This window comes from Streptomyces justiciae (assembly GCF_015163075.1).
In the GTDB taxonomy this organism is placed as follows: domain Bacteria; phylum Actinomycetota; class Actinomycetes; order Streptomycetales; family Streptomycetaceae; genus Streptomyces; species Streptomyces justiciae.
The window spans coordinates 80,654-106,557 of record NZ_JADDXU010000008.1 but is presented as its reverse complement, the minus strand read 5'-3'; the positions used below and the strand labels follow the sequence as shown (position 1 = coordinate 106,557).

26 protein-coding genes are annotated in these 25,904 nt (G+C 71.3%); 9 read left to right on the top strand and 17 right to left on the bottom strand.

Annotated elements, in window-relative coordinates:
• Window positions 1–77 precede the first annotated feature (77 nt).
• Window positions 78–866: an SDR family oxidoreductase gene (locus tag IQ210_RS22790; RefSeq protein ID WP_194080935.1), complete on the top strand. Its 789-nt coding sequence runs from the start codon at window positions 78–80 to the stop codon at window positions 864–866.
• Window positions 867–993: 127 nt separating this feature from the next.
• Window positions 994–2,535 (top strand): sodium:solute symporter family protein, encoded by a 1,542-nt coding sequence (locus IQ210_RS22785; RefSeq protein ID WP_194080934.1) that lies wholly within the window; start codon window positions 994–996, stop codon window positions 2,533–2,535.
• A 248-nt stretch (window positions 2,536–2,783) separates the two neighbouring features.
• On the opposite strand, the gene IQ210_RS22780 is transcribed toward IQ210_RS22785, so the two are convergent.
• Both IQ210_RS22780 and IQ210_RS22775 read right to left on the bottom strand, forming a co-directional pair.
• The gene (locus IQ210_RS22780; protein WP_194080933.1) at window positions 2,784–3,899 is read right to left on the bottom strand and encodes an ADP-ribosylglycohydrolase family protein; all 1,116 of its coding nucleotides are present in this window, start codon (window positions 3,897–3,899) and stop codon (window positions 2,784–2,786) included.
• A 136-nt stretch (window positions 3,900–4,035) separates the two neighbouring features.
• Window positions 4,036–4,674, bottom strand: a complete 639-nt coding sequence (locus IQ210_RS22775) for a nucleotidyltransferase domain-containing protein (protein ID WP_194080932.1) — start codon at window positions 4,672–4,674, stop codon at window positions 4,036–4,038.
• 87 nt (window positions 4,675–4,761) lie between these two features.
• On the opposite strand from IQ210_RS22775, the gene IQ210_RS22770 reads away from it, so the two are divergent.
• The gene (locus tag IQ210_RS22770) at window positions 4,762–5,268 is read left to right on the top strand and encodes a DUF2165 domain-containing protein (RefSeq protein WP_194080931.1); all 507 of its coding nucleotides are present in this window, start codon (window positions 4,762–4,764) and stop codon (window positions 5,266–5,268) included.
• A 1-nt stretch (window position 5,269) separates the two neighbouring features.
• Here the strand turns inward: IQ210_RS22770 and IQ210_RS22765 are convergent, their stop codons facing one another.
• The 4 genes from IQ210_RS22765 to IQ210_RS22750 form a co-directional block, all read right to left on the bottom strand.
• On the bottom strand, window positions 5,270–5,809 hold the full coding sequence (locus IQ210_RS22765) for a DUF4760 domain-containing protein (RefSeq protein WP_194080930.1): 540 nt from the start codon (window positions 5,807–5,809) through the stop codon (window positions 5,270–5,272).
• A gap of 47 nt (window positions 5,810–5,856) precedes the next feature.
• Window positions 5,857–6,420, bottom strand: coding sequence for a hypothetical protein (locus tag IQ210_RS22760; RefSeq protein WP_194081215.1), 564 nt, complete (start codon window positions 6,418–6,420; stop codon window positions 5,857–5,859).
• An 80-nt stretch (window positions 6,421–6,500) separates the two neighbouring features.
• A complete protein-coding gene (locus IQ210_RS22755) occupies window positions 6,501–9,092 on the bottom strand; it encodes a bifunctional FO biosynthesis protein CofGH (RefSeq protein ID WP_194080929.1) in 2,592 nt (863 codons plus the stop codon).
• 80 nt (window positions 9,093–9,172) lie between these two features.
• Window positions 9,173–10,006 carry an LLM class F420-dependent oxidoreductase gene (locus tag IQ210_RS22750; protein ID WP_194080928.1) on the bottom strand — a complete coding sequence of 278 codons (834 nt, stop codon included), beginning with the start codon at window positions 10,004–10,006 and terminating at the stop codon, window positions 9,173–9,175.
• Window positions 10,007–10,137: 131 nt separating this feature from the next.
• On the opposite strand from IQ210_RS22750, the gene IQ210_RS22745 reads away from it, so the two are divergent.
• Together IQ210_RS22745 and IQ210_RS22740 are read left to right on the top strand one after the other, a co-directional pair.
• Window positions 10,138–11,637, top strand: a complete 1,500-nt coding sequence (locus IQ210_RS22745; RefSeq protein WP_194080927.1) for a CehA/McbA family metallohydrolase — start codon at window positions 10,138–10,140, stop codon at window positions 11,635–11,637.
• A gap of 25 nt (window positions 11,638–11,662) precedes the next feature.
• Window positions 11,663–12,532: a YwqG family protein gene (locus IQ210_RS22740; protein WP_194080926.1), complete on the top strand. Its 870-nt coding sequence runs from the start codon at window positions 11,663–11,665 to the stop codon at window positions 12,530–12,532.
• A 6-nt stretch (window positions 12,533–12,538) separates the two neighbouring features.
• Here IQ210_RS22740 and IQ210_RS47935 read toward each other — a convergent pair whose 3' ends face one another.
• The gene (locus IQ210_RS47935; protein WP_194080925.1) at window positions 12,539–13,036 is read right to left on the bottom strand and encodes a protease inhibitor I42 family protein; all 498 of its coding nucleotides are present in this window, start codon (window positions 13,034–13,036) and stop codon (window positions 12,539–12,541) included.
• A gap of 129 nt (window positions 13,037–13,165) precedes the next feature.
• Window positions 13,166–13,990, bottom strand: coding sequence for an endonuclease/exonuclease/phosphatase family protein (locus IQ210_RS22730; RefSeq protein WP_194081214.1), 825 nt, complete (start codon window positions 13,988–13,990; stop codon window positions 13,166–13,168).
• A gap of 37 nt (window positions 13,991–14,027) precedes the next feature.
• Here IQ210_RS22730 and IQ210_RS22725 point away from each other — a divergent pair, with 37 nt between their 5' ends.
• Entirely contained in the window at window positions 14,028–14,420 is a 393-nt protein-coding gene (locus IQ210_RS22725; protein WP_194080924.1) for a nitroreductase/quinone reductase family protein, read from the top strand.
• A 17-nt stretch (window positions 14,421–14,437) separates the two neighbouring features.
• Here IQ210_RS22725 and IQ210_RS22720 read toward each other — a convergent pair whose 3' ends face one another.
• A complete protein-coding gene (locus IQ210_RS22720) occupies window positions 14,438–14,857 on the bottom strand; it encodes a DUF4267 domain-containing protein (RefSeq protein WP_194080923.1) in 420 nt (139 codons plus the stop codon).
• 39 nt (window positions 14,858–14,896) lie between these two features.
• Entirely contained in the window at window positions 14,897–15,343 is a 447-nt protein-coding gene (locus IQ210_RS22715; protein ID WP_194080922.1) for a DUF1772 domain-containing protein, read from the bottom strand.
• A 116-nt stretch (window positions 15,344–15,459) separates the two neighbouring features.
• On the opposite strand from IQ210_RS22715, the gene IQ210_RS22710 reads away from it, so the two are divergent.
• Both IQ210_RS22710 and IQ210_RS22705 read left to right on the top strand, forming a co-directional pair.
• Entirely contained in the window at window positions 15,460–16,038 is a 579-nt protein-coding gene (locus IQ210_RS22710; protein ID WP_194080921.1) for a TetR/AcrR family transcriptional regulator, read from the top strand.
• Window positions 16,039–16,136: 98 nt separating this feature from the next.
• Window positions 16,137–16,628 carry an SDR family NAD(P)-dependent oxidoreductase gene (locus tag IQ210_RS22705; protein ID WP_194080920.1) on the top strand — a complete coding sequence of 164 codons (492 nt, stop codon included), beginning with the start codon at window positions 16,137–16,139 and terminating at the stop codon, window positions 16,626–16,628.
• A 94-nt stretch (window positions 16,629–16,722) separates the two neighbouring features.
• Here IQ210_RS22705 and IQ210_RS22700 read toward each other — a convergent pair whose 3' ends face one another.
• From IQ210_RS22700 to IQ210_RS22675, 6 genes are all read right to left on the bottom strand, one after another.
• On the bottom strand, window positions 16,723–16,953 hold the full coding sequence (locus IQ210_RS22700; protein WP_194080919.1) for a ferredoxin: 231 nt from the start codon (window positions 16,951–16,953) through the stop codon (window positions 16,723–16,725).
• Window positions 16,950–19,205, bottom strand: coding sequence for an MMPL family transporter (locus IQ210_RS22695; RefSeq protein ID WP_194080918.1), 2,256 nt, complete (start codon window positions 19,203–19,205; stop codon window positions 16,950–16,952). Before IQ210_RS22695 ends, IQ210_RS22700 begins: the two co-directional genes overlap by 4 nt.
• A 250-nt stretch (window positions 19,206–19,455) precedes the next feature.
• Window positions 19,456–20,349, bottom strand: coding sequence for an SDR family NAD(P)-dependent oxidoreductase (locus tag IQ210_RS22690; RefSeq protein WP_194080917.1), 894 nt, complete (start codon window positions 20,347–20,349; stop codon window positions 19,456–19,458).
• A 40-nt stretch (window positions 20,350–20,389) separates the two neighbouring features.
• On the bottom strand, window positions 20,390–21,379 hold the full coding sequence (locus IQ210_RS22685; RefSeq protein ID WP_228048209.1) for an aldo/keto reductase: 990 nt from the start codon (window positions 21,377–21,379) through the stop codon (window positions 20,390–20,392).
• Between the two features lie 136 nt (window positions 21,380–21,515).
• Entirely contained in the window at window positions 21,516–22,730 is a 1,215-nt protein-coding gene (locus IQ210_RS22680; protein ID WP_194080916.1) for an MFS transporter, read from the bottom strand.
• A gap of 18 nt (window positions 22,731–22,748) precedes the next feature.
• On the bottom strand, window positions 22,749–23,972 hold the full coding sequence (locus IQ210_RS22675) for a cytochrome P450 (protein ID WP_194080915.1): 1,224 nt from the start codon (window positions 23,970–23,972) through the stop codon (window positions 22,749–22,751).
• Window positions 23,973–24,008: 36 nt separating this feature from the next.
• Here IQ210_RS22675 and IQ210_RS22670 point away from each other — a divergent pair, with 36 nt between their 5' ends.
• The gene (locus tag IQ210_RS22670) at window positions 24,009–24,947 is read left to right on the top strand and encodes a helix-turn-helix transcriptional regulator (RefSeq protein ID WP_322656512.1); all 939 of its coding nucleotides are present in this window, start codon (window positions 24,009–24,011) and stop codon (window positions 24,945–24,947) included.
• Between the two features lie 3 nt (window positions 24,948–24,950).
• Here IQ210_RS22670 and IQ210_RS22665 read toward each other — a convergent pair whose 3' ends face one another.
• The gene (locus IQ210_RS22665; RefSeq protein WP_194080913.1) at window positions 24,951–25,817 is read right to left on the bottom strand and encodes an SDR family NAD(P)-dependent oxidoreductase; all 867 of its coding nucleotides are present in this window, start codon (window positions 25,815–25,817) and stop codon (window positions 24,951–24,953) included.
• Window positions 25,818–25,904 lie beyond the last annotated feature (87 nt).

Below are 25,904 nucleotides of genomic sequence, written 5' to 3'. Positions count from 1 at the left end.
TCCTGCGGTCGCCCTTACTCTGACGCCCCGTCAGATAATGCGCCAGAGCCGGAGTCGAGTCGCCTGGAGGGTCATCCATGTCATCGCTGCTCTCAGGGAAGACGGTCGTGGTGTCGGGCGTCGGGGCCGGGCTCGGGCATCAGGTCGCCGCGGCCGTCGTACGGGACGGCGGGAACGCCGTGCTCGGGGCGCGTACGGAGGCGAACCTGGCGAAGTCCGCCGCCGACATCGACCCAGACGGGGCGCACACCGCGTATCGCTCGACGGACATCACCGACGAGCAACAGTGCGCGGCGCTCGCGGAGTTGGCGGAGGAGCGGTTCGGGCGGATCGACGCGGTGGTCCATGTGGCCGCCTGGGACAGCTACTTCGGCGGGCTGGAGGACGCGGACTTCACCACCTGGCAGTCGGTGATCGACGTGAACCTGCTGGGGGCGCTGCGGATGACGCGGGCCTGTCTGCCGGCGCTGAAGCGGGCCGGGGGCTCGGTGGTGTTCATCGGGACGCAGTCCTCGGTCGCGGCGCCCTCGCAGGTGCGGCAGGCGGCGTACGCGGCCTCCAAGGGCGCGCTGACGAGCGCGATGTATTCGCTGGCACGGGAGTTGGGCCCGTATCGCATCCGCGTGAACACGGTGCTGCCGGGCTGGATGTGGGGCCCGCCGGTGCAGGCGTACGTCCAGTTCACCGCACACACCGAGGGGGTCGAGGAGCCCGAGGTGCTCAAGCGGCTGACGGACCGGATGGCGTTGCCCGATCTCGCCACGGACGGGGATGTAGCGGACGCGGCGGTGTTCCTGGCGTCGGACCGGGCACGATCCATCACGGGACAGTCGTTGCTGGTCAATGCGGGGGAGCTGATGCGATGACGTTCATGTAGATGAACAAGAACCAGCATGCCGAATGAATTTACCTCCCCTTGACCTTACGCCCGCTTGTCGTGTTCACGCGGGAGCGCCCACGATGAGCGCCGGGTCGAACCCTGGGAGGGCGCACATGAACGGTCTCGACTGGGCCGTGCTCATCGGCTATTTCGGCGTGATGGTGGCGATCGGCGTGTGGTCGCACAAGCGCGTGGACAACGTCAGCGACTTCTTCACGGCCGGCGGCAAGATGCCCTGGTGGCTCTCCGGCATCTCGCACCACATGTCGGGCTACAGCGCGGTGATGTTCACCGGGTACGCGGGCATCGCGTACACCTACGGCGTCACCTCCTTCGTCACCTGGTCCTTCCCCATCGCCCTGGGCATCGCGATCGGCTCCAAACTCTTCGCGCCGCGCATCAACCGCCTGCGCTCCCGCCTCCACGTGGCCTCCCCTCTCGAATACCTGAAGAACCGCTACGACCTCAAAACCCAGCAGGCACTGGCCTGGTCCGGCATGCTGCTGAAGATCGTGGACGTGGGCGCGAAGTGGGCGGCGATCGCCACCCTGTTGTCGGTGTTCACCGGGATCTCCCTCAACCAGGGCATCCTCATCACCGGCTCCATCACCGCCGTCTACTGCACGATCGGCGGCCTGTGGGCGGACGCGCTGACCGAACTCGGCCAGTTCGTCATCCAGTTGCTGGCCGGTGTGGCGATGCTGATCGCGGTGGTCCTGGAGCTGAACGACAAGGGCATCGGCTTCTGGGGCGCCTGGGACGAGCCGCAGCTGAAGGGCCACGGCGAACCGCTGGTGGGCCCCTACGGCACGGTCTTCCTCCTCGCCTTCCTCTTCATCAAGCTCTTCGAGTACAACGGCGGCATGCTCAACCAGGCCCAGCGCTACATGGCCACGGGCAGCGCGTACGAGGCGGAGCGCTCGGCACGGCTCTCCGCCGCCCTGTGGCTGATCTGGCCGGTGATCCTCTTCATCCCGATGTGGCTGTCCCCGCTGCTGGTGCAGTCACAGAAGCCGGACGGCTCCGACGCGTACGGCCTGATGACCGAACAGCTGCTGCCCCACGGCCTGTTGGGCCTGGTGATCGTCGGCTTCTTCTCGCACACGATGGCGATGTGCTCCTCGGACGCCAACGCGATCGCGGCCGTCTTCACCCGTGACTGCGCGCCGGTGGTCTGGCGCCGCGCCCGGGCGTGGAGCGAGGGCCAGGGCCTGCGGGTCGCCCGTATCACCACGGTCGTCTTCCTCGGCCTCTCCATGGCGGCGGCGACACAGGTCAACTCCCCGACCTTCAAGGACATCATCACGGTCGTCATCAAGTGGGTGGCGGGCCTGATGGGCCCGATGGCCATCCCGATGATGCTGGGCCTGCTCCGCCCGTTCCGCCGCTCGGGCCCGACGGCGGCGCTGACCAGCTGGTCGATGGGTCTGCTGGCCTTCTGGCTGGTCAACTACCCGATCAACTGGAACGTCGACGGCGGCGTCCCGCTCCAGTACCAGGTCTCGGTGCCGCTCGCGGTGTCCCTGATCCTCTACATCCTGATCGGCTTCATCAAGCCGGAGGACACCCCGGAACGCCTGGCGATCATCGAGAAGATCAACACGGACGGCGACGGGGTCGCTGCGCGGGCTGAGCCGGTGCCTACGGAGGCGTGACCCGGGGACCGCTGGCGGGTGCGGGTCCGTGGGGGCTGGTCGCGCAGTTCCCCGCGCCCCTGGCGGCACGACCCGCACCCGGGTTCGGACGTGAGGGGACGTGTCGGGGGGTGTCCGCCCGCAGCGGTTGGCGCGTCAACACGGGAGCCCTGTTATAGCTGCCCGATTCCGCGCCGTTCCGAGGACGGACACCCCCCGGCGCGGCCCCGACCCACAACGAAACCGCACCGCACGAACGCGAACCGCACTCAGCCCCGCGGATACCGCGCCAGCCAGCCCGGCGACGACCCCGCCGGGCCGTGCAGAGCCGGCCCCTGGGTCATCTCCATCGCGAAATCGTCAGCCAGTTCCAGCAACGTAGGACGGCCCTCCAGCTCGGCCAGCCAGGCCGGCGGGAGGGCCGTTTCGCCGTGCAGGGCGCCCAGGAGGCCGCCGGTGAGGGCGCCGGCCGCGGCGGAGGGCCCGTCGTGACTGACGGCGAGGCAGAGCCCATGCCGTACGTCCTCGCTCACGAGGGCGCAGTAGACGGCGGCGGCCAGCAGCCCCTCCGCCGTCCCCGCCCCGACCAGCTCCGCCACCCTCGCGGGCGTCGGCATCCCCTGCCGTACGGCACCCAGCGCATGCTGCAACGCGTCCGACACGGGCTGGTGTCCGGGCCGGGCGGCGACGAGGGCGAGGGTCTGCTGGACGGCGGCGTCCAGGCTCTCGCCGCGGGCGAGCCCGTGCACGATCGCGGCGTACGCGCCCGCCGCGAGGTAGGCGACGGGATGCCCGTGGGTCTGCGCCGCGCACTCCACGGCGAGCTGCACGACGAGCTGCGGCTCCCAGCCGACGAGCAGCCCGAACGGCGCGGAGCGGGCGGCGGCCTCGGGCCCGGCCTCGCCGGGGCTCTTGGGGGCGTCGAGGGTGCCCATGGTGTCGTCCCCGAACCCGATGAGGAGCGACCGCGCCGGATCCCGCCGCGCGTACAGCCACTCCTCCCGCGCGAGCCAGCCGTCCTCCTTGCGCCGCTCGTCGGGCCCCCAGTCCCGCTGGGTGGCGGCCCACCGCAGATAGGCGCGATGCAGATCGGTGGGCGGATGCCAGGCGCCGGTGTCGCGGCGGACCTGGGCGCGTATGAGCCCGTCGACGGAGAACAGGGTGAGCTGGGTGAGATGGGAGACGGCACCGCGCCGCCCGTACCCGGGGACGAGATCGACGATCCCCTCAGCCCCGTACGCCTCCCGGATCTCCTCCAGCGAGAGCCCATCGACCGGCGCCCCCAGCGCGTCCCCGACGGCGGCCCCGAGCAGCGTGCCCCGCACCCGGCTCCGGAAGTCCTGCTGTTCGACCCGCCCCCAGACGGCCCCGGCTGTCACACCCACCAAGACCTCCCCAACGGCACCACCCGGACGCACGACAGCTCAGCACTGTAATCGACCGGGAACGGTCAGTTCAGGGGGCCGATCGGTATGCGGAATGTGTGCGGAGTGGTCGTTATTGGGCTGGGGTGGTCGGTTGTCACCCGTACCAGGTCGTCAGCCACGGATGCCCGGGGTGCACCCGCCGCAACCACTCACCGAGCCGCTCGCGCCGCGACCGGTCCAGCAGCGGAAGCACCCCCTCGAAGTCCGCCTGGTCCTTGGGGCGTGACCCCTTGGCCTTGAACAGCAGGACCAACTCCGGCGCCAGGTAAGGAATCCCGTCCGGCGTCCGCTCGATGACCTCGTCGTACGGCAGCCGCAGGCTCTCGTCCCGCCGGCAGACCCACATCCCGCCCTCGTGCGGCTCACGGAAGACGTCGAACAGATACCGGCCGCTGACCGGATCACGAAGCCAGGTCTGGTGCGTGGCCGCAAGGACCTCGTGGCCCGCCCCCTCCCAGACCCGCCCCCAGCCCACCGCGTCCCAGGCGTGCCCGGCGAAGCGGTCCCGGAGCTCCGGGAAGCGCGCCACGGGCACCGCGATCTCCAGGTCGCCGTGCGGCCGTGACTGCTCCCCGCGGAAGAGGTCCAGCGCCCATCCCGCCGCGACGCACCAGGGAGCGTCGATGCCGTCCAGCCGGTCCGCGACTTGTTCCGGCCGCCACGCGTCCGCCCATCTCGCGTCTGTCTCGTCCGCGTCGAGCACCACACCACCGGGCGGCAAAGCATCGTTCATCGACCCAACCTATCCCGGTCTCCGGTGACTGGATTCTGGCTCAATGCCATACGGTCCTCGCCGTCTCCGGCGGGAAAGATGATCGCCATGGCCACCACACCCCCACGCACCGCACTCCACCTCACCGCCACCCTCCTCACCGCGACCGTCGCCCTCTACATGGCCCTCGTGGCCTTCGGGAACATCACGGACTTCGGGACGAACCAGCAGTTCGTGCGGCATGTTCTCGCGATGGACACCACGTTCAAGGACGACGACCTGATGTGGCGGGCCGTCACCAGCAAGGGACTTCAGGACACGGCGTACGTCGCGATCATCGTCTGGGAGACGGTCTCGGCGCTGGTCCTGATCTACGGCACCTGGCTCTACGCGCGGCGCAACGATCTGCGCGCTCGGCGCTTCTCGACGTACGGACTGCTCATGGTGCAGCTGCTCTTCGGCGCCGGGTTCATGGCGATCGGCGGGGAGTGGTTCTCGATGTGGCAGTCGGCGGACTGGAACGGGCTGGACGCGGCGCTGCGGGTGTTCGTGCTGAGCGGGGTCGTGCTGATCGTCGTACACCTGCCGTCCGGGACTGGGACGCGGGACTCCTGACTCAGCCCAGCCCGCGGAGGCGTCCGCGCCGGGACGCGGTCAGGCGGGCACGGACGTGCTCCGGCGGCAGGTCCGCCGCCAGCCTCGCGAGCTCCTCGAAGATCGACATGTACGTGCCGCCACCGGCCTCCCCGCGCAGCTCCCGCTCGCGTTCCACGAACGGCCGGACCGCCTCCCAGACCGAGACGATCCGGGTGCGCAGGACCGTGGCCAGCAGGGTCTCGTCGAGCAGTCCGAAGACGGCGAGGTTGGCGAAGGACTGGTAGTAGTACACGACGCTGTAGAAGGCCGCCCTGGGTTCGGCGGGCAGGCCGCGCACTCCGCCCGCCGGATCACACTCCGCTCCCAGGCGCGTCGTCACGTAGTCGTGCTGCTCGTGGAACTCCACCGACCGGAACTCCGCGAACAGGTCCATCATCACGGATATGTGGTTGGCGTGCTTCGCGATCCGGGCCTGCCGGGCGCCGAACACGACGGAGGTCACCACGGCGACGACCGCGATGGCCGCGGTCACGATGTTGAAGACGACAGAGCTGTCCATCCGGTCACCGTACGGAGCCGGACGGGTCAAGTACACGCCGTACGCGGCTACTTGACCACGACCACCGCCGTGCCCGTCTCGCCGAACGTCCACAGCGCCGACCCGTCCGCCTTCTTCATGCGGATGCCGCCGGTCTGGGTGCCCGCGGCGGGCGGAGGCGGGGAGGAGCCGTCGACGGCGTTGGAGAAGGCGATGTTCTTGCCGGACTTCACGGCGAAGTAGACGACGTGCTCGATCCTGACCCCGTCGGAGCCGGTGATCGGGTCGCCGGAGCGGGTCCCCACCGTGTAGTCACCCGGGTCGGGGGAGAGCGTCCCCGGCCACACCACGAAGGTGCGGCGGGCCGCGTCGCTCGCGTCGACGAGCCACACCCGCTTCTCGCCGAGCGAGTAGACGATACGGCGGCCGGTGCCCGAGTCGTCGGGCACGGCGGTCGCCGCCGGCTTCGTCGCCCCGGCCGAGGGGGACGCGGACGCCGTCGCGCTCGGGCGGACGCCCGTCGCCTCGGGCTTGGCGCCCTTGTCCGCCTGTACGGCGAGAGCGGCGACCACGGCTATCGCTCCCACCGTCAGACCGGTCACCCAGACCTTCGGGGCAGGCACGGCACGTATCTCCTCAGCTCACCGACAGGGTCGGATCATCGTACTGCCGTGCGCCCGCCCTCTTCGTCCAGCAGTCTCAGGCCAGAACGTCAGTCCAGCACCGGCAGCAGCTCCGGCAGATGCCCGTCGGACACCGCCGCCGCCTGCTGCCGCTCCTCCGGGACCTCGCCGTACAGCGTCGTACGGGGCCGGGCCGGGCGGCCGGCCGCCTCGGCGACCGCGATCAGGTCCTTCACCGACTTGTAGGAGCCGTAGGAAGAGCCGGCCATGCGCGAGATGGTCTCCTCCATGAGCGTGCCGCCGAGGTCGTTCGCGCCGGAGCGCAGCATCTCCGCCGCGCCCTCGGTGCCGAGCTTGACCCAGCTGGTCTGGATGTTGGGGATGTGCGGGTGGAGGAGGAGGCGGGCCATCGCCGTGACCGCCCTGTTGTCCCGCATGGACGGGCCGGGGCGGGCGATGCCCGCCAAGTAAACCGGGGCGTTGGTGTGGATGAACGGGAGCGTCACGAACTCGGTGATGCCGCCCGTCTGCTGCTGGATGCGGGCCAGGGTGCGCAGGTGGCCCAGCCAGTGGCGGGGCTGGTCGACGTGGCCGTACATCATGGTCGAGGTCGACGGGATGCCCACCTCGTGGGCCGTCGTGATCACCTCGATCCAGGTGGCCGTCGGCAGTTTGCCCTTGGTGAGGACCCAGCGGACCTCGTCGTCGAGGATCTCGGCGGCGGTGCCGGGGATGGAGTCCAGGCCTGCCTCCTTCGCCGCCGTCAGCCACTCGCGGATGGACATTCCGGTGCGGGTGGCGCCGTTCACGACCTCCATGGGCGAGAAGGCGTGCACATGCATACCGGGGACGCGCTCCTTCACCGCCTTCGCGATGTCGAAGTAGGCGGTTCCGGGCAGGTCGGGATGGATACCGCCCTGCATGCACACCTCCACCGCGCCGACCTCCCACGCCTGCTGGGCGCGGTCGGCGACCTGGTCCAGGGAGAGGGTGTAGGCGTCGGCGTCCGTGCGGCGCTGGGCGAACGCGCAGAAGCGGCAGCCCGTGTAGCAGACGTTGGTGAAGTTGATGTTCCGGGTGACGATGTACGTCACGTCGTCGCCGACCGCCGCCTTGCGGACGTCGTCCGCGATGCGGGTGAGGGCGTCCAGCGCGGGGCCGTCCGCGTGCAGGAGGGCGAGGGCCTCGGCGTCGGTGAGTTTGGTGGGGTCGTCGGCGGCCGTCGCGAGCGCCTGGCGTACGTCGGTGTCGATGCGCTCCGGCACCATGCCGGGCGCCGCCGCCTCACGCAGGGCGCCCCAGTCGCCGTACACAAAGTCGAAGTCGTCGCGGCGGTCGTTCGTACGGCCCTCGGTGTCGATGGTGGTGTGCAGGTCGGTGCGGCCGGAGGGGACGAAGACCTCCTCGGGCTCCTGCCACGGGTGTCCCTCGACGACCGCGTCCTCGCGCGCGAGGCCGGTCTCCCCGTCCGCGAGGGCGCGGACGTGCGGCAGCAGGCGGGGGTCGAGCCAGGGTTCGCCGCGCTGGACGAACTCCGGGTAGACGCAGAGGCGTTCGCGGAGCTCGAATCCGGCCGCGGCCGACTTCGCCGCCAGTTCCTCGATCTGCGGCCAGGGGCGTTCGGGGTTGACGTGGTCGATGGTGAGCGGGCTGACACCGCCCCAGTCGTCGATGCCGGCCGCGATGAGCCGCTCGTACTCGCTGTCCACCAGGTTCGGCGGGGCCTGGATGTTGCCCGCCGGGCCCATGACGATCCGGGCCACCGCCACGGCCGCGACCAGCTCGTCCAGCTCCGCGTCCGGCATGCCGCGCATCGCGGTGTCCGGCTTGGCGCGGAAGTTCTGGATGATCAGCTCCTGGACGCCGTGGTAGGCGCGGGCGATCCTGCGCAGGGCGAAGAGGGACTCGGCCCGCTCCTCGTACGTCTCACCGATCCCGATGAGGATGCCGGACGTGAACGGGACCGAGGAACGGCCCGCGTCCTCAAGGACGCGCAGGCGTACGGCCGGTTCCTTGTCCGGGGAGCCGTAGTGGGGGCCGCCGGGCTCCGACCAGAGGCGGGTGGCGGTCGTCTCCAGCATCATGCCCATGCTGGGCGCGACCGGCTTGAGCCGCTGGAAGTCCGTCCACGACATCACGCCCGGGTTGAGGTGGGGCAGCAGGCCCGTCTCCTCCAGGATGCGGATCGATATCGCGCGGACGTAGGCGATCGTGTCGTCGTAGCCGTGCGCGTCGAGCCACTCGCGCGCCTCCGGCCAGCGGTCCTCGGGCTTGTCGCCGAGGGTGATGAGGGCTTCCTTGCAGCCGAGGGCCGCGCCCTTGCGGGCGATGTCCAGGACCTCGTCCGGGGACATGAACATGCCGTGGCCGGCGCGGCGGAGCTTGCCGGGGACGGTGACGAAGGTGCAGTAGTGGCACTTGTCCCGGCACAGGCGGGTCAGGGGGATGAAGACGCTCTTGGAGTACGTGATGACCCCGGGGCGGCCTGCCTCCGCGAGGCCAGCGTCGCGGATGCGGGCCGCTGTCGCGGTGAGGTCGGTGAGGGCCTCGCCGCGGGCCTGGAGGAGGACCGCGGCTTCGGTGACGTCGAGGGCCACGCCGGTGCGGGCGCGTTTGAGGGCGCGGCGCAGGGAGTTTTCGGTGGGGCCAGAGCCGTTTCCGGAGGTCGCGGAAGTCGTCATCTCTTGAGCATACGTTCGGGGGGATTGTCGGGTGCGGGTGCGTTGTGGCTGGTCGCGCAGTTCCCCGCGCCCCTAGGGGGTTACAGGTACTCGGCGTATTTATCCAACGTCCGCAGCACCTCCGCCTCTCCCGCCGGGGGCAGCTGGACCACGACCTCTTCGATGCCCAGTTCTGCGTAATGTGCGAGCTTGCCCGGTGATGGATAGACCGCGTAGGGCACGACCTGCAACGCGGCCCCCTCCCGCCCCGCCTCCGCCCACGTCGCCCTCAGTACCGGCAGCGTCTCCGTCAGGCCCCTGCCGCCGATCGGCATCCAGCCGTCGGCGTACTCGCAGATGTGGGTGAAGAGTTTCGGGCCGGCCGCGCCGCCGATGAGGGTGCGGGGGCCCAGGTGGGCTCGGAGTGGCTTGGGGTGGGCGTGGCTGGGGCGTACGCTGCCGAACTCGCCCTTGTAGGCGGTCGGTTCCGCCGACCACAGGGCCCGCATCAGCGCCATCCGGTCCCGGACCAGCTCGCGTCGGGTGCGCCACTCGACGCCGTGGTCGGCGGCCTCCTCCACGTTCCAGCCGAAGCCGAGGCCGAGCGTGAAGCGGCCCCCGGAGAGGTGGTCGAGGGTCGCGATCTGCTTCGCGAGGTCGATGGGGTCGTGCTGGGCGACGAGCGTGATGCCGGTGCCGAGGCCCAGGTTCTCGGTGACCGCCGCCGCCTGGCCGAGGGCCACGAAGGGGTCGAGGGTGCGGCCGTACTCGGGGGGCAGGTCGCCGCCCGCCGGGTACGGGGTGGTGCGCTCGACGGGGATGTGGGTGTGCTCGGGCAGGTACAGGCCCGCGAACCCCCGCTCCTCCAGCTCACGGGCGAGCCGGGTCGGGGTGATGGTCTCGTCGGTGAGGAAGATCGTGACGGAGATACGCATGACCGCATCCATACCGCGCCGAGGGCAATATGTCCATACCGACTGGTCGGCATCGGCGGGAGAAGTGTTCGGTCGTCTCTGATTCCCTTTTCTTCCACGGGAGTTCACTGTCGTCCCCGAGAGTGGGACGCATGTGTGAGGACGAGCGCCACATCGGAAGACGCACACTCGTCGTGACGGGAGCCGCCGCCGCGCTTACGTTGGGAAGCGTGACCTTCGCTTCAGCGGCGGACGGCGAGACGGAGACGACGACGATCCGGGGCACGCTGCCCACCGGGTCCCCCGATTTCGTGTACGTGCCGGTCGAAGTCCCGTCCGGCGTACGGGAGATCAAGGTCGCCTACACCTACGACCGCCCGGCCGTCCCGGCGGGCACCGCCGGCAACGCCCTCGACATCGGCATCTTCGACGAGCGGGGCACCGAGCTGGGCGGCGAGGGTTTCCGGGGCTGGTCGGGAGGGGCCAGGACCGAGTTCTTCATCCGGGCCGACGACGCGACGCCGGGGTACGTCCCGGGGCCGGTGCGCGAAGGCACCTGGTCGATCGCGCTCGGTCCCTACACGGTGGCGCCGCAGGGGCTGTCGTACGAGATCACGATCGCGCTGACGTACGGCGAGCCGGGTGAGGTCGTCGAGCCGGTCTATCCTCCGGGGCGGGCGAAGGGGCGGGGGCGGGCCTGGTACCGCGGCGACTGCCATCTGCACTCCTGGTACTCGGACGGGCGCCGCACACCGGCTGAGATCGGGGCGCTGGCGCGGGCCGCGGGGCTGGACTTCATCAACACCTCCGAGCACAACACCCATGCGGCGCACGCCCATTGGGCGGACGTGGCCGGGGACGACCTGCTGGTGATGCTGGGTGAGGAGATCACGACGAGGAACGGTCATGTGGTCGCCCTCGGCACGGACCCCGGCACCTTCGTCGACTGGCGCTACCGGGCCCGTGACAACCGCTTCGGCCGGTTCGCCCGCCGTATCCGCAGGGCCGGGGGTCTGGTCGTCCCGGCCCATCCGCACGCCACCTGCGTGGGGTGCGGGTGGCGGTTCGGCTTCGGGGAGGCGGACGCGGTGGAGGTCTGGAACGGGCCCTACACGCCCGACGACGAGGTGGCGCTGGCGGACTGGGACAGCATGCTGGTCGCGTCCGCGCGGGAAGGGCGGGACTGGATTCCGGCCATGGGCAACAGTGACGCGCACCGGGACCCGGACGTGGTGGGCTCACCGCAGACGGTGGTCCTGGCCGACGACCTGACCCGGGAGGCGATCCAGGAGGGCATCCGGGCGGGACGGTCGTACATCGCCGAGTCCTCGCGGGTCTCGCTGGACTTCAGTGTGGTCGGCAGTAAGGGCGAACACGCGGGGATCGGCGGCCGGTTGAAGGCGGCGGACACCCCGGTGACCGTCCGCCTTGAGGTGACGGGGGCGCCGCGCTGCACCGTCCGGTTCGTCACCGACCAAGGGGTGCTGTTCACGAGCGCGGCGCTGCCGGTGTCCGGCTCTGGTGTCGTGGAGTGGCGGACGACTCCGGCCTACACGGCGTATGTCCGGGCGGAGTTGCGGCACGAGGCGGCGGCGGGACCCCTGCCGGGCGCGCTGGCGGCCTTGACCAACCCGATCTTCCTGGGGCGGTGAGGAGCGCAGCGCCTAGGGTCGCGGCATGATCCTCACCACCGGCCCCGCCTCCCACGATCCCGCCCGTGACATCCCGGAGTTGGCGCCGCACGCCCGCACGACGGTACGGCTGCACCCGCGCCGGGGTGTGCCGGGGATTCGGGACAGTCATATCGGCGGGCCGCTGTGGTGGCCGGCGGCCGAGCCGTGGCCGTCGTGCGCGGAGCACCGGGACGTGAACGGGCGGCAGTTGGGCCCGTACCCGCTGGTGGCGGTGGCCCAGCTGACGGCGGCGGACTTCCCGGAGATCCGTTTCCCGGACGGTACGGATCTGGTGCAGCTGCTGTGGTGCACGGACTGGCACAACCAGCCGCATCCGGAGGGGTGGGGGCAGGCATGCCGGCTCTTCTGGCGCCGGGCGGACGACGTGACCGACCCGCTCGGCGCCGGCGACCAGCCGGACTCCGGTGAGGACGAGGACATGGTCCCGAGGCCGTGCGTACTGCACCCCGAGCGGCTGACGGAGTACCCCTGGCACGAGGAACTCCCGCCGGGCCTCGCGGACCGCCACGAGGCCTCGCTGGCGGAACGCGGGCTGCACGACGACGTCTCGACGATCCCCGGCTGCAAACTCGGCGGCAGCATGGGCTGGGCCGTGACGGATCTGCCGGGGACGATGGAGTGCGGGGAGTGCCGGGCGCCGCTGGAACTGTTCCTCCAACTCGACACGTCCGAGTACGGCATGGAGGCGGGAGATCGCTTCCGGCCGTTGCAGGAACGGGGGTTGGACCCGAGGAGCGAGGCGGGGTGGGCGGCACGCGAGCCCACGGGGATGACGGTCGGGCGGGGCGGGCACGCGGGCCTGTACGTCTGCGCCGCCGACCCTCGCCACCCGGCGTCGCTCTTCACGCAATGACCGCGCTCAGCGGACGGTGATCTCGTACCGGAAGTAGGCCGGTTCGTCGGCGGGTTCGTCCGTCGTGGCGGCCGTCGGCACCGGCGGGCTGGTCGCCTCGGCCGACGCGACGCCGCTGCACCGGGCCATGGGGCAGTGCAGCAGGGTGACGGTGGTCGTGCCCTTGGCGCGGGCGGTGAAGTCGAAGTACGCGGTGCCGTCGCCACCGCCCGCGATGTCGTCGTCGGTGCCCTCGATCTCCTCGCGGGTGCCCCTGTAGCCGAGGACGTCCGCGTCCGGCTCGCCGGCGAGGTACCAGTGCTCCCCCATCCAGGGTCTGGCGGGGACGGTGAGGGTGAACTCGTCGCCCGCTTCGACGGAGATGGTGCGTTCGTCGGTGCCGTACTCGGCGGGGCCGAAGAAGCCGGTGAGGGCGAGGACGGTCACCAGGGCGAGGGCGCCGAGGGCGGCGACGGTCAGGGCTCGGGCGGTCTTCGAACGGGGTATGAGGCGGCGGTTGATCATGGTCGCGGGAAGTTAGCACACGGGCGGTGGCTCGGCCCTGACACCGGCGGTGGCTCAGCCCGACACGGGCGGCGGTGGCTCAGTCCGACACGGGCGGCGGTGGCTCAGTCCGACACGGGTGGCGGTGGCTCAGTCCTGGAGGTCGGCGACGACCGCCGCGTGGTCCGACGGCCACACCCCGTCGACGGGCCCGTGTCCGGCCCGCTGTACCCCTCGTACCGTGCCCTCGCCGTCCGGGCCCGCCGGGCCCCCTACGTGGATGTAGTCGACGCGGACGCCCGGGCCGAGGCCCGGATGGACGTACGGGTTCTCCGGGCTCCACGTCGCTCCGGGGGCGCCCGGTTCGGCGTACTCCCACGCGTCGAAGAACACCTGGCCGGGGACGACCGGGGCCGTGCGCGTGCCGCCGAAGACGCGGATCTCGTCGGAGTCGGGCCAGGCGTTGAAGTCGCCGGTGACGACGGGCGGGAAGGGGGTGCCGTCTCGGCGTTCGGCCACGAACTCGGCCAGCGCCCTGACCTGTTGGACGCGGACCGCCGAGGCGTGGAGGGGGGACGTGAGGTGCGTGGTGAAGAAGGGGACTGCGCCGCCCGGTGCGTCGAGACGGGCGTAGAGGGCGAGGCGGCCGTCGTCCAGCTCCTCCGGCGCGGGGAGGCGCAGGGTCGCCCGGTCCGTCACCGGCCAGCGGCTCAGGACCGCGTTGCCGATGTCCACCGAGTCGTCGGCGATACGGCGTCGCCAGCGTTCGGGGGCGGGGGACGGGGCCCAGGCGCAGTGCAGGTCCAGCTCGGCGCCCAGCCATTTCGCCAGGTTCTCGCCGGTCGTCCTGTCCGCCCACACCTCCTGCAAGCCGACGACATCCGGCCGTAGTTCACGCAGTACGGCGAGAATCGCCTTCTGGCGCTCGGCCCACGGGCCGAACCGCCACCACAGGTTCCACGTCACCACCCGCACGGCCACCTCACCAGCCCCTCCACGAGACTTGGTAACCATGCCCCGCCACAACGAACGCAAGTATCGGATCGTCGCCGCCTTCCAGCGCCGGCTCAACGCCGTCATGCGCCGGCTGCCGACCCAGACCCTCCTGGAGACCACCGGCCGCACCTCCGGCCTGCCCCGCCGCACCCCGCTCGGCGGGCGGCGGGTCGGCGACTCGTTCTGGCTGGTGTCGGAGTTCGGGGAACGGTCGCAGTACGTCCGGAACATCAAGGCCGATCCCCGGGTACGGGTCCGGCTGCGCGGGCGCTGGCACAACGGCGTCGCCCATCTGCTGCCCGACGACGACCCGGTCGCGCGGCTGCGCGGGCTGCCCCGGGTGAACAGTGTGGGCGTACGGGCCATGGGGGCGGGGTTGTTGACCGTGCGGGTGGATCTGACCGACTGACACGCGCCGGCGTGCGGTCAGGCCGGCTGCGGGGCGGGCACCGCGGGCGCCCCGACCTTGCGGGTCTCGTGCAGGAACAGCAGGCCGTTGGCCGCCATCAGGGTCGCGGTCAGGCAGTGGACAGCAAGCGCGGTGGCCACCGAGCCGTGGTGGGCCAGCACGGTGGTCATGTCGCCGTACGCGGCGAGGGACTCCACCAGCAGCGCCCAGCCCAGCGCCCGGCGGTGGCCCGTCAGCAGCAGGACGGCCAGGACCAGGGCCAGGACGACGTCACGGATTCCCTTGACGATCAGGAAACCGCCGCCGTCGCCGGACGCGGGGTGCGGCAGGCCGAAGCCCTGCGCCGACGTCTCCGGGTCCAGGATGAACCCCGTCCCGAACCAGAGGATGAAGAGGATGAAGGCGGCGGCCAGGACTGTGTTGATCTTCTTCAGCATTGTTCTTCTCCCTGTTGTCGTTGTCCTTGTTGTCCTTGTTCAGACGAGGGCCGCGGCCAGCAGGACGAAGGCGCCGACGATGACCGCGACGCGGACGTAGTGCCAGCGCAGCCAGCGGTTGAGCTGCTGCTTCCAGTCGGCGGGGCGGTTCTCGGGGGTCCACGTCCTGTTGCGGTTGTTGATCGGGACCAGCAGCAGGATCGACATGATCACGCTGAGGATCAGCAGGGCTCCCGCGGCGACGACCAAGCCGGTGCCGTGGTCGTGCCGTCCGGCGACGGCCCACCCCGCGACCAGGGCGACCGAGCCGATGTACCAGACCGGCATCACCGCGCCGAGCATCCGGCCCCCGTGGGCGTGACCGAGCTGACCGCTCTCCTCGGGGAGGGCGTTGAGGATCGGGTTCATGACGAAGGCGACGGCGAACTCCACCCCCACCATCACGCCGACGACCACGACCGTGACGACCTCGAGTGTGCTGAGCATGACGACCCCCTGCTGAGAAGCGGAATCCGGCACCGCCAGAAATCTAGCGTTGCTAGCTGTTGAGGCAACGCTAGACCTACTGCCGCTCGATTGTCTAGCGGTGCTAGGATCGAGTCATGTCGGTACAGGAACGCAAGCAGCGCGAACGGGCGGAGCGCGAGCGCCTCATCGTGGCGACGGCCCGCGAACTCGCCGAGCAGCAGGGCTGGGACGCGGTCACCACCCGCCGGCTCGCCGAGCGCATCGAGTACAGCCAGCCGGTCCTCTACAGCCACTTCCGCGGCAAGCGGGAGATCATCGGTGCGGTCGCCCTCCAGGGCGCCACCGAGATGGCCGTCGCGATGCGGGCCGCGACCGCCACCGCGGACGGCCCGCGCGCCCGGGTCACCGCCCTCGCCCGCGGCTACCTCGACTTCGCCGAGCGCAACCCCGCGGTCTACGACGCCCTGTTCCAGCTCGACGGCGGCCTGCCGTACGCGCAGGAGGACACCCCGGAGCCGCTGAAGGACGCCTTCGCCGCGCTGCTGGAGACCCTCGCCGAGGTCGCCGGGGACGGAGTCGAACCGGGGTTGTTCACCGAGTTGTTCTGGGCGTCCCTGCACGGGATCGCGACCCTGACCCGCACACGGAGGCTGCCGCCGGAGGACACCGGGCGGAGGGTGGAGCTGCTGGTCGACCGGCTCGCCGTGCTCTGAGCCATCGTCCCGCGCCTTCTGTTGCCGCTGCGGGAACAAGCCTTCCCCCGGCGGGAGTTGACCTTCGCAGCGGTCGGGACCGGGACGAGGGGGCTTTCATGACGTCAGCGGTGGTCATCGGGGCGGGGCCGGGGATCGGGCTCGCGGTGGCCCGGCGGTTCGCGCGGGAAGGGTTCGCTCTCGCGCTGGTCGGCCGGAACAAGGAGACGGTGACCGGCGTGGCCGACAGCCTGGAGGGCGTACGCGCCCTTCCGCTCGTCGCCGACAGCAGCGACGAAGTCGCCCTCACCGCCGCCGCGCACACCGCGCCGGGCATGGCCGAGCGCGGCCACGGCACCTTCGTCGTCACCGGCGGCATGCCCGAGCCGAAACCGGAGTACGTAAGCCTGTCGCTGGGCAAGGCGGGCGTACGCGCGCTCGTCGATCTCCTCGACCGGCAGTACGGCCCGTCCGGCGTGCACGTCGCCACCGTCACCGTGAGCGGCCCGGTCGCACCCGGCACCGCCTGGGACCCGGACGAGATCGCCGAGCAGTACTGGCGGTTGCACACCCAGCCGCGGGCCGAGTGGGAGCGCGAGATCGTGGTCTAAGTGCCCTGGTGGGTCTACGACATGACCGATGCCCGGGCCAGGGGGGCGGTCCGGGCATCGGGGTCGGGCAGGGAGGTCGCGGCGCTGTGGGAGTTCAGGGCGCGAAGATCTCCTTGCCCTCCTCCGCCGTGCGGAGTGTGATGGCCGCCGCGGGGCAGTTCTCGGCGGCTTCGAGCACGTCGGGGTCGGCCGGGACGGGGGACTCCGGTGCGGTCGCGCGGCCGGCGGTGTCGAGGGTGAAGGTCCTTGCGGCGCTGCCCGCGCACAGGCCCGAGCCGACGCAGACCGCGGAGTCGATCTCGATGGTCCAGTGCTCCCCCGTCATACCGGCTCCTCCGTCCTGTGCGTCCTCGGTACGGCGACCGGGGCCGCCGGCGGCCCGCCCTCGCTGATGCCGAACCTGCCGTGCAGGCGCCGCAGGGGGCCGGGCGCCCACCAGTTGGCGCGGCCCAGCAGCCGCATCACCGACGGGACCAGGACACCGCGGACCACGATCGCGTCCATCAGGACGGCCAGCGCCAGTCCCAGACCGAGCATCTTCATGTTGGTGATCTGGGACGTGCCGATGGCCACCAGGACGACCGACAGGACGGCGGCGGCCGCGGTGACGACACCGCCGCTGCGCTGGAGGCCGAAGACGATGGCCCGGGTGGTGTCGCCGGTGCGGTCGTACTCCTCCTTGATGCGGGACAGGACGAACACCTCGTAGTCCATGGAGAGTCCGAAGGCGACGCAGAACATCAGCACGGGCAGGGTGGCCGGGATGAAGCCGGTGACCGTGAAGTCGCCGAGCAGGCCGCTGAGATGGCCGTCCTGGAAGACCCAGACGAGCGCTCCGAAGGTGGCGGACAGGCTCAAGGTGTTCAGGACCACCGCCTTCAGGGGGACCACCACGCTGCCCGTCATCAGGAACAGCAGGATCATCGTGACGCCGACCATCGCGAGCAGCGCGTACGGCAGCCGGTCGGCCAACGTGTCCTGGGTGTCGACGAGTTCGGCCGCGCCGCCGCCCACGAGGACCGGGAACGGGGACGGTACGTCACGGATCGCGCGGACCAGGTCCTGGCTCTCCGGGGAGACGTCCTCCAGGGACGGCTCAACGGCCAGGTAGGAGGCGCCGGTTGTGGTGTAGCGGGCGTGGGCCGGCCCCGGCTGCTGCACCAGACGGCCCTCGGCATACGTACCGGCCGAGGAGTTGACCCGTACCACCCCGTCGAGGCGGGACAGGGTGGTCGCGTACGACGCGATGTCCGTGGTGCGGCTCTTGCCGTCCACCCCTTGCGCCACCACGTCGAGTTCGCCGGTCGGCCGGGACGTGAAGCCGTCGCGGATCACCTGGTGGACCTGGTGCGCCTCGGCGTCCTTGGGGAGTTGGCGGTCGTCGATGTTGCCGAAGGTCACGCCGAGGAAGGGGGCGCCGAGCGCGACGAGGAACGCGACCGCGGTGACGGCGAAGACGACCGGGCGTTTGACGACGGCTTCGCCGATACGGCGCCAGCGGCGGCCCGAGGCGTCCGGTGCGGTGCCCCCGGCGGCCGGGCGGCGGCGGAAGATCCGGGTCAGGTCGAGGGCGTCGATGCGTTTGCCCAGGACCAGGAGCAGGGCGGGCAGGACGACGAGCGCCGCGGCGGCGGCGATGAGGACCACCGAGATACCGGCGTAGGCGAAGGAGCGCAGGTAGTACATGGGGAACAGGAGCATCGCCGAGAGCGCCACGGCGACGGTGAGCGCGGAGAAGGCGACCGTGCGGCCGGCGGTGGCGAGGGTGGTGCGTACGGCGGTCGTGGGCGGGGCGCCGCCGTGCAGTTCCTCGCGGTAGCGGCGGACGATGAACAGGCCGTAGTCCACGGCGAGTCCGAGACCGAGCGCGGTGGTGAGGTTGAGTGCGAAGACGGACACGTCGGTGAAGCCGGTGATCACGCGCAGGCTCGCGTTGGTGCCCACGATGGCGATCAGGCCGATGATCACGGGCAGCAGGGCGGCGACGGCACTGCGGAACACCAGGACCAGGATCAGCAGGGTCAGCGGCAGCGCGATGACCTCGGCGCGGGCCAGGTCCTCCCGGCTGGTGTCCTGCACCTCGGCGCGGATCTGGGCGGCGCCGCCGATGGAGACGTCGACCGGGCCGTGGCTGCCGCGGTAGTGCGGGGCGAGGGCCTTGAGGGTGGCGTCGGCCTCGGTCTCGGTGCCGGTGACGCGGGCGACGACGAGGCCGTAGCGGCCGTTCTCGCTTCGCAGTGCCGGGGACTTGGCCTGCCAGTACGAGGTGACGCCCTGGACGTCGTGCTCGGCGGTCAGCCGCTCGGTCAGCCGCTCGGCCTCCGCGGCCACCGCCGGGTCGTCGACGCCGGCGTCCGCCTTCACGAGCAGCGCCAGATTGGGGCGGCCCGCGGCGAACTCTCGGTCGAGGAGGCGGGCGGCCTGCGAGGACTCGGCGGCGGGGTCGGTGGTACCGCCGCCCTGGAGCCGGTCGGCCACTCCGCCACCCAGCACGACGGCGCCCGCGGCGAAGAGCAGCGCCAGGAACAGGATGAGACGTGGCCGCGCCGTGGTCAGCCTGGCCAGACGCTCGAACATGGTGGTGGGTCCCTCCGGAGGTGACGCGGTGTGGTGCGGGAGTGATCAGCGGGGCGCGGGAGCTCGGGGCGCGGTGGGGGTGGTGGGTCGGCGCCGGCGGTGGGTGCGGCGGCGGTTCGGGCTGAGCTCGGACGGGTGTCGCTCGCCCATGCCGACGGGTGCCTGCGAGCCACCGGTGCCTGGCTCCCCCGTCGGGCCCCGCGCCGGACGGCACGCATGCCCGCCGGCGAGTCGGCGCCCGGGTGGTCGGTCAGCGGGCGTGGGCGGATTCCGTGGGCTTCGGGAAGCTCGCGCGGCTCAGGCCGAGGGTGCGCAGGAGCAGGCCGTCGCGGAAGCGGTCGGGGAGGATGCGCAGGAAGGACAGGGCGCGGGCGTCCTGGCCGATGAGGTAGCGGGTGGCCGGGCGGCGGGCGGTGATCGCCTTCGTCAGCGTCCCGGCCGCCTTCTCCACCGGCGTGGCCTTCTGCTTCGCCGCTGCCGCCTGGGCGTCGCCGAGCGCCTTCACATAGCGCTGCCGGGCCTCGGTCTCGCCGGCCCAGCCGTCGTCGGCGGCCGACTTCTCCGCCTTGTGGAAGATCTCCGTCTCCAGCGCGCCGGGTTCGACGAGGACGACGTCCACGCCGAGGAACCTCAGCTCCAGGCGGAGGGTGTCGTTGAGGGAGGCGAGGGCCGCCTTCGACGCGGCGACCGGGCCGAAGAACGGCACGGCCGTGCGGGCGGTCACCGCGCCTACGTTGACCACCCGGCCGCCGGCCCGGCGGAGCGCCGGCAGGAACGCCTGGGTGACGGCGATCTGCCCGAGGACGTTGATCTCGAACTGGCGGCGCAGCGCGTGCGGCGGTACGAGTTCCAGGGGGCCCTGCACGATGACGCCGGCGTTGTTGACCAGCGCGTCGAGGCCGTGGTCGGCGAGGACGGGGGCCACGGTGGTCGCGGCCGCGTGGATCGAGTCGGGGTCGGTGACGTCGAGGACGACGGGGGTGACCGAGGCGAGGCCGAGGGGCAGTGCGCCGAGCGCCTCGGGGGTGCGTACGGCGGCGATCACCTGCCAGCCGGCGTCCGACAGCTTCTTGATCGTCGCACTGCCGAGACCACCGGCCGCACCGGTGACGAGGGCGACGGGGGCGGACGAGGTGGGGCTCATGAGGGCCTCCGGGTTCGTGAGGGGGTCGGGGTGGGGGCGCTCACTCGTCCTCCACCAGATGCATCAGCCCCGCAGGGAACCGCTCCCCCGCGAACGCCCCCGGTGGGGCGATGGACTCGATGCGGGCCAGGTCCGTGTCCGTGAGGTCTACGTGCAGGGCCGCGGTGTTCTCCTCGAAGTCGCGGCGGGTCTGGCTGCCGGGGATGGGGACGACGCCCTGGGCGACCAGCCAGGCCAGGGCCAGCTGGGCGGTGCTGCACCCCTTCTCCAGGGCGATCTCGCCGAGCCGGGCGACGATCGTGCCGTTGACCGCGAGGTTGTCCGGCTCGAAGCGCGGCAGGAAGCGGCGCAGATCATCCGTGGCCAGGTCCTCGTCGGTGAGGATCTGGCCGCCGAGCAGCCCCCGGCTGAGCGGGCCCCAGGCGACGAAGCCGATGCCGAGCTCCCGGCAGGTGGGCAGGATCTTGTCCTCCACGCCACGGCTGGCCAGCGAGTACTCGGTCTGGAGGACGGAGACGGGGTGCACGGCGTGGGCCCGGCGCACGGTCTCGGCGCCCGCCTCCGACAGGCCGATGAACCGCGCCTTTCCGGCCCGCACGATCTCTGACAGCGCGCCCACCGACTCCTCGACCGGCACCCGCGGGTCGATGCGGTGCAGGTAGTAGAGGTCGACGTGGTCCGTGCCGAGGCGGGCCAGGCTCGCGTCGATCGCCTTGTGGAGGTGGGCCGGTGAGCCGTCGAGCTCGACGCCGGTCGGGGTGCGGATCATGCCGCCCTTGGTGGCCAGGACGACCTTGTCCCGCAGTCCGCCGCCACCGCGCAGCGCCTTGCCGACGATCTGCTCGGAGACCCCGTCGCCGTACATGTCGGCGGTGTCGATGAAGTCCACGCCGAGTTCCACGGCACGGTGGATCGTGGCGACGGATTCCGGGTCGTTCCGGTCGCCGTAGAATTCGGCCATTCCCATGCAGCCGAGCCCGAGTGCGGACACTTCGAGGCCCTTCGCGAGTTCGCGACGCGGCACATCCATTTGCTACTCCAGTCGTCTCGGAAGAAGCCGAACTCCCGGCTTTTCAGCGCACGGGCCCCGGCTTTTCAGCGTATGAGCGGGAACTCGGGGGCACAATGGTGGAAAAACTAATAGCAGTCCCGCCACCAGCGGCCCGTCAGCGCCGGATCAGGTGAAAGAGCCAGGTCAGAGCCGCCACACCGGACAGCGCCGCACCCAGCACGCACACCGCCGTCCAGCCGGAAGCGGAATAGGCGAGAGCGGCTCCGGAGGCGCCCGCGGCCCCGCCCAGGAAATATCCGGTCATGTAGACCGACGTGACTCGGCCACGCATTTCCGGGGGAACCTGGTAGATCGCGCCCTGATTGGCGATGTGCGCGCCCTGGACCGCGAAATCCAGCGTGAATGTGGCGAGGACGAGAAATACCAGGGATGTTTTCCCGAGGGCGGCCGGAAGAAAGGACAGGCACACCCCGGCGAGCAGGATTCCGGTGAGGGGCGTGCCGCGTCCGCGGTCCGTGGCCCGGCCCGCCAGCCCCGCGGCGACGACCCCACCGACGCCGACGAGGCTGAGCAGCCCCACCGCGCCGGCGCCGTACCCGTACTCGGGTCCGGCGAGCAGGAACGGCAGCGGGGTCCAGAACGCGGTGAACGCGGCGAAGCACAGGGCGCCGTACAGGGTGCGGCGGCGCAGCGTGCGGTGGGCGGCGACCAGTCCGGGGAGGGAGCGCAGCAGCGTCCCGTAGCCGAGGCCGGTCACCACGGGCGGGGCGGCGCCGGCCCGGGGCAGCCGGCCGCGCAGGACCAGCACCAGGAGGCCGGCGCAGGTCGCGGCGCCGTAGTAGACGGGCCGCCAGCCGGTGCGGTCGCCGACGACGCCGGACAGGAAGCGGATCAGCAGCGAGCCGACGAGGACCCCGCTCATCACCGCGGCGACCACCCGGCCGCGCTGGTCCTCGGGTGCCAGGGACGCGGCGAACGGGACCATCACCATCACCGCGACCGAGGCGAGGCCGATCAGGGCCGCCGCCGCGTAGAGGACGCCGATGCCGGGAGCGGTGGCGGCGAGCAGCAGCGCGGCCGTCTCCGCGGTGAGGAGCGTGAGGATGAGCCGGCGCCGGTCGAGGAGGTCGCCGAGCGGGACGACGAGGACCAGGCCGAGCGCGTACGCGGCCTGCGTCGCCACCACCAGCAGGCTCGCGGCGAGATGCGAGCGGCCGAGGTCGGCGGCGATGGTGTCCAGGAGCGGCAGGGCGAGGTAGAGGTTGCCGACGGTGAGGCCACTGGCGAGGGCGAGCAGCCGGACCGGGGCGCGGGGGACGGGGGCGGCGGCGTGCCGCCGGGGTGAGTCGGGGCGTACGGACGAGGCCATCGGGGGCGTCCGCGGCCGTCAACCGGCCGCGAGCGGCAGGGACTCCACGCCGCGCAGGGTCAGCCGGGGCCGGAAGACGACCGTGTCCGCGCCGCCCGGGCAGTGCAGCCCGGGGAAGCGGCGCAGCAGGGTGGAGAACGCGATCTGGGCCTCCATGCGGGCGAGGGAGGCGCCGAGGCAGTAGTGGATGCCGGAGCTGAACGACAGCACCGGGGCGTCGCCGCGGCCCACGTCGAAGCGGTCGGGGTCGGGGAAGCGGCGGGGGTCGCGGTGGGCGGCGCCGACCAGGGCGACCACGGAGGAGCCCTCGGGGATCACGGTGCCGGCGATCTCGACGGGCGAGTCGGTGACCCGGTTGCCGAGCTGGGTGGGGCTGTCGTAGCGGAGCATCTCCTCTACCGCGCCCGGTATCAGCTCGGGGTGGGCGCGCAGCCGGTCCAGCTGCTCGGGGTGGCGCAGGAGGGCGAGCATGCCGTTGCCGAGGAGGTTGGTGGTGGTCTCGAAGCCCGCGCCGAACAACAGGTTGCACATGCCGATGAGTTCGCCCTGGCTGAGCTGGTCGGCGCCGTCCTTGGCGGCGATGAGGGCGGACAGCAGGTCGTCGCCGGGGTTCTTGCGGCGCTCCTCGACGAGCTCGCTGAAGTAGTCGTCGGTGAACTGCGCGCCCTTGTCGCAGGCGGCCAGGTCGTCGGGGGTCAGGCCCAGTTCGTAGATGTCCTGGAAGGCCCGCATGGGTTCCTGGAGCGAGGGCAGGTCGGCGTCGGGGATGCCGAGCATGCGGCCGGTGGCCATCGCCGGGAGGGGGAAGGCGAAGTCCTTCATGTAATCGATGGCGCCGTCGCGTTCGAGCTTGTCGGCGAGGCTCTCGACCATGGCGGTGATCTGCGGGCGCATGGCCTGCACGGCACGGTTGGTGAAGGCGAAGCCGGCGAGTTTGCGCAGCCGGGTGTGGTCCGGCGGGTTGGCCCACAGCATGATGTTCGGCAGCCGGCGCAGGGCGGCGTGCTCCTGCCACTCGTCCTTGCCGACCCAGGGCGCGAAGACCCGGTACGGGTCCTTGAGCGCGTGCTGGCTGCGGAGGAAAGTGTTCACGTCGTCGTAACCCGTGACCACCCAGTGACCGAGTGCGGTGCGATGTACTGGGGTCAGATCCCTGACCCGCTCATAGAGCGCATAGGGTTCGCGCAGGCCCTCGGGCGTGAGGAAGAGCTGGGCGAGCAGCTCGTCCGCGTCCGTTTCCATGAGGTGTCCTCTCTGTGTATTCACTGACTCCCCTTCATGATTGAGCACGTTTTCGCGATGAGGGAGAGTAGAGTCACTGCTAGTGGTTTCCGCACCACGAATCCGATCCCACGGGGGCTTTTGATGGGAAATTTGAAGGATGAACAGAGCCGGAAGGAACTCGGGGACTTCCTGAGGTCCCGGCGCCGGAAAGCGGACCCGAAAAAGAGCGGACTGATTAATTCCGGAAACGAGGTGAGCAGGCGCCGAATTCAGGGGCTGCGCAGGGAGGAGGTCGCCCAGCTCTCGGGCGTGAGCCTCACCTGGTACACATGGCTGGAGCAGGGCCGGGACATCAACGTCTCGCGGCAGGTCCTCGGCGGGATCGCGCGCGCCCTGTCGCTGGACGCCGTGGAGCGCAGCCATCTGTTCCGGCTCGCGGGCGAGGTGCCGCCGGACACCGCGGCCGCCGGCGACGAGCAAGTCGCCGGACCCGAGATCCAGACCTTCCTCGACCTGCTCGACCCGAACCCCGCCTACGTCATCACCCGCTGCTTCGACGTGGTCGCGTGGAACCGCGCGGAGGCCGCCCTCATGGGCGGTTTCGATCATCTGCCCGTCCACGAACGCAACGCGCTGTGGCTCATGTTCAACGCCCCCGAGGCCCGCGAGCTGCTGCCCGACTGGGAGCGCGAGGCGCGCTGGCTGGTGGGGCTGCTGCGGGCCGAGTCGGCGCACGAACTGGGCAGCCCGCGCTTCATCGAGGTGGTCAGCAGCCTCCAGAGGTCCAGCGAGCTGTTCAGCGAGTGGTGGACCTCTCATGACGTACAGGCGTTCGCCCCCTCGGTACGCCGCTTCAAGCACCCGGTCGTCGGAGAGCTGGAGCTCAACTACGTGAAGCTCTCCGTGGAGGGCGGCCACGGGCTCAGCGTGGTCTCCCACTTCGCGACCGCGGGCTCGGAGACGGCACGGCGGCTGAGCTCGCTGATCGACTGACATTCACGCCGTCAGCAGCTCGACGGGGACCTCGTCCGGCCGGCCGATGACGCCCGACTGCTCGAGGGCCACCTCCCACAACCGCCGCCGCCCCGCCGCGTCCTGCGCGAACGGGTTCGGTTCGATGCGCCGCCGCTCGTGGAAGTAGACGCCGCTGGCGTTCTCCAGCCGCGGATCGGTGACCAGGCGGACGATGTTCCGGGCGCCGTACCCCGTCCGATGCGGGGCCAGCACGAACGTACTGCGCACCATCTTCGTGGCGCACATGCCCGGATGGAGACTGTTGGCCCGCACCCCGTCGGCCCGCAGCCGCCGCGCGTACTCGTTGGTGAACGCGGTCAGCGCCAGCTTGGACTGCGCGTACGCGGCCATACGGTCCCAGCGCCCCGCCATCTGGAGATCGTCCCAGCGCAGTTGCCCCCACCCCTGGGCGACCGAGCTGACGTTGACGACCAGGGCGGGCGCGGAGCGGGCGAGCAGGCCCGACAGGCGCAGGGTCAGGGCGAACGGCGCGAGGAAGTTGACCTGCCACTCCAGTTGCAGCCCGTCCGCCGTGACCCGGCGGGTGCGGGCGCTGCGGTTGGGCGTGGCCACGCCCGCGTTGTTGATCAGGGCGTCCAGCCGGCCGTGGACGGCCAGCACCTCGTCGGCGAGCGCGTGCACCCCGTCGCGCCGCGACAGATCGGCGACGAGAGAACTGCCCCGGCCCCCTCCCGCCGCCCGCACCCCGGCGAGGGCCTTGGCCACCCTGCGCGGATCACGGCCGTGCACCACCACGTGCCAGCCCTCCTCCGCCAGGAGTCGTGCGGTCGCCTCCCCGAGGCCGCTCGTGCTGCCGGTCACCAGAACGACCCGTTCTGTGCTGGTCACGTCCTGCTCCTTCACGGCCGAATCCTCAGACATATTCGCGCGATCGGTTTTCTCCAAGCTTTACGCTCCCCGTCCCACGGCCGCCGG